3 protein-coding genes are annotated in these 3,052 nt (G+C 52.9%); all 3 read left to right on the top strand.

Annotated elements, in window-relative coordinates:
• Positions 1–184 (top strand): LysR family transcriptional regulator substrate-binding protein (locus ACTTKG_RS10170; RefSeq protein WP_442674084.1); only part of this gene is annotated, 184 nt, incomplete at its 5' end.
• Positions 185–331: 147 nt separating this feature from the next.
• Positions 332–1,561 carry an LL-diaminopimelate aminotransferase gene (locus tag ACTTKG_RS10165; protein WP_442674083.1) on the top strand — a complete coding sequence of 410 codons (1,230 nt, stop codon included), beginning with the start codon at positions 332–334 and terminating at the stop codon, positions 1,559–1,561.
• A 16-nt stretch (positions 1,562–1,577) separates the two neighbouring features.
• Positions 1,578–2,819 carry an ATP-binding protein gene (locus tag ACTTKG_RS10160; RefSeq protein WP_442674082.1) on the top strand — a complete coding sequence of 414 codons (1,242 nt, stop codon included), beginning with the start codon at positions 1,578–1,580 and terminating at the stop codon, positions 2,817–2,819.
• Positions 2,820–3,052: the final 233 nt, after the last annotated feature.

Genomic DNA, 3,052 nt, shown 5'->3' with positions numbered 1-3,052 from the left:
CAGCTGCGCCGGCATAGCCTTTTTGCTCGACTTCATCGTTGAAGAAGCGCCGGACATTGTCACCCTGCCCTTTGATAAACCCGTCTTTGTCGATGTCGGACTAGCTTGGAAGAAAGATCGCTACGTCTCTAAGGCGGCGCAAGCCTTCATCGACTTCTGTCAAAACACCTTGAAAAAAGAGTAGCAAATGCAGCAGCGACCGCGCCCATCGGAGCGGTCGTTTTCGTTTGCGAAAAAATCCTATGAGAATCTCTGAAAAATATGCTACAATGACAGCGGCAACCACAATGTACGCTGCTGTATACAAAAAAGCGTCTCAGGAGGAATCATCATGGCTTACATCAACGAAAATTATCAAAAACTCACCGGCAGCTATCTCTTTCGCGAAATCGCGCACCGCGTCGCAGATTACAAAGAAAAACACCCTGCTGCCAACGTCATATCACTCGGCATCGGCGACGTGACGCAGCCCCTGCCGCCCGCTTCCATCGCCGCCATGCACAAAGCAGTTGATGAGATGGCGGATGCCAAGACGTTCCGCGGCTATGGTCCCGAACAAGGCTACGGCTTTCTCATCAAGAAGATCATCGAAAATAATTTCCACGACCTTGGCATTGCGCCCGATGAAGTGTTTATCTCCGACGGCGCCAAGAGCGACTGCGGCAACATCCAGGAAATCTTCAGCGAAAAGGCGAAAATCGCCATCACCGATCCCGTCTATCCGGTCTATCTTGATACAAACGTCATGGCGGGACGCACAGGCAAACTGCAAAAAAACGGTCATTTCGACGGCGTCGTTTATCTGTCCTGCACGGCGGAAAACGACTTCATGCCCGAACTGCCGAAGGAGCATGTTGACATCATCTACCTGTGCTCACCAAACAATCCGACAGGCATGGCGATGACGCGTGAAGCCCTTGCAAAATGGGTCGCTTATGCGCACGAAAATGAATCCGTCATTCTCTTCGACGCCGCCTATCAAGCCTTCATCACAGAGGACGATCTGCCGCGCTCCATCTTTGAAATCGAAGGCGCTAGGGACGTCGCCATCGAATTCCGCTCCTTTTCCAAGACCGCAGGCTTCACGGGCACGCGCTGCGGCTACATCGTACTGCCAAAAAGCGTGCAGGGACGAAGCGCCGACGGCACGAAGAAGAGCCTCAACCCACTTTGGAATCGACGCCATACGACAAAATACAACGGCACATCCTACATCATCCAGCGCGGTGCAGAAGCCATCTTCACTCCCGAAGGAAAGAAAGAAACCGCAGCAACCATCGCCTACTACCTCGAAAACGCGCACATCATCCGCGAAGGTCTGGAAAGCATCGGCATCACGGCATACGGCGGCGTAAATGCGCCATACATCTGGCTCAAGGTGCCGCAGGAGCTCTCATCCTGGGACTTCTTCGACAAACTTCTTGAAGAAGCAAACATCGTCGGTACACCAGGCGCAGGATTCGGTCCATGCGGTGAAGGATATTTCCGACTCACAGCCTTCGGAGAGCGCGAAAATACGAAGCTGGCAATCACACGCCTCAAAGAAAAGCTGAGACTTTAATGAAAAGAGGATTCCCATGCTCAAACCTCACCTGCAAGAACTCTGCGTCTGCCGTTCCATCCTAGATGACGCACTCATCAGGGATTTTCTGCGCTTTCTGGAAAATCCCGAAGCCACATCTCACACCTACAGATTTATAGCAGGGCTCATAGAAAAATCCGAAGAACTCGGCCTTGCAGGAAATGTCCTCCGCGCTTATTTTCTCCATGTGCTCGCTCAGAGGGAAAACACCTTCTCCCGCACGTTGGAGCAGTCGGACGGCAATATCGGCAAAAGTCTGTACAACGCTTTCGTGCGCGATATGGAGATCCTCTCTGACATCTTTCAAGAATTGCCGAGCACCATGCTGCCGACCGACCTTCTCGACAACTACACGCCGACGAAAAAACGCACGACCGAGATGCTCGCCTTTCTGCACGAACAGATGAAAGATGCAGCTTCGGCGCAAGATACGGCAAACGCCTTCCTCACCTTTTATCAACGCTACGGCTGCGGTGAAATCTCAAGCTGCAAAGCCTTCTCATGGAACGAAAAGACGCACGCACTTCAAGGCATCCGACACTTCGAAGCGCCGCCGCTTACCGACATCATCGGTTACGAACGTCAAAAGAAGCAGCTGACGGACAACACGGAAGCCTTCCTCAAAGATCGTCCCGCCAACAACGTCCTCTTGATCGGTGCACGCGGCACAGGAAAGTCATCTGCCGTCAAGGCGCTCGTCCACGAGTACCATCGTCAGGGACTTCGCCTCGTACAGCTTACGAAAGCACAGCTCGGCGAGCTGCCTCGCATACTCGCGGCACTGCGGAAGTTTCCTTCCAAACACTTCATTCTCTTCCTCGATGATCTATCCTTCGAAGAGTTTGAAACCGATTATAAATTTTTAAAATCTGCCATCGAAGGCGGCGTCGAGGCGCGCCCCAAAAACGTGCTCATCTACGCGACTTCCAATCGCCGTCACCTCATCAAAGAAAGCTGGCGCGACCGTGAACAGGCAGCCGACGAACTTTACCGTCAAGACAGCATGAACGAAACGATCTCCCTTTCCGACCGCTTCGGGCTCATCATCACCTTTCTTTCCCCCGACCAAGAGCAATATCTGGCGATCATCTCCCACTATCTTAAAAAAGAAAACATCCGGCTCACTCCCGAAGATCTGCGAATCCTCGCGCACCGTTGGGAACTTGAACACTCGGGGCGCAGCGGCCGCACAGCACAGCAGTTCGTCGTACACTATCTAGGACAAATGCGGAAATGAAACATCCCCCTCGCTTCTCTCAAAAGAGTCGCGAGGGGGATGTTCTTCATGTAGGCGCAAAGAGCAGCGCCATAACTCAGCTGCACTTATCTGCGATCGTAAGTGCAGTAGCCGTTCTCGTCGCAGTAGGGACCGTTCTGTTCGCTGTCGCGATAGCATCTGCTGCCGCAGCAATTATAGCGCTGCACGTCTGCCGTATCTTTCGCCGATGACATCGAAGCCGCAAAAACGGG

The sequence above is a fragment of the Selenomonas sp. genome (genome assembly GCF_052169755.1).
Classification (GTDB): Bacteria; Bacillota; Negativicutes; order Selenomonadales; family Selenomonadaceae; genus Selenomonas.
Note: the sequence above shows the minus strand (reverse complement) of the source record. Positions and strands in the feature narration are given on the sequence as shown.

What these genes read in the sequence shown, in the direction of transcription:
- ACTTKG_RS10165 (WP_442674083.1), top strand. Translation starts at nt 332, where the DNA reads ATGGCTTACATCAACGAAAATTATCAAAAACTCACCGGCAGCTATCTC.
- ACTTKG_RS10160 (WP_442674082.1), top strand. Translation starts at nt 1,578, where the DNA reads ATGCTCAAACCTCACCTGCAAGAACTCTGCGTCTGCCGTTCCATCCTA.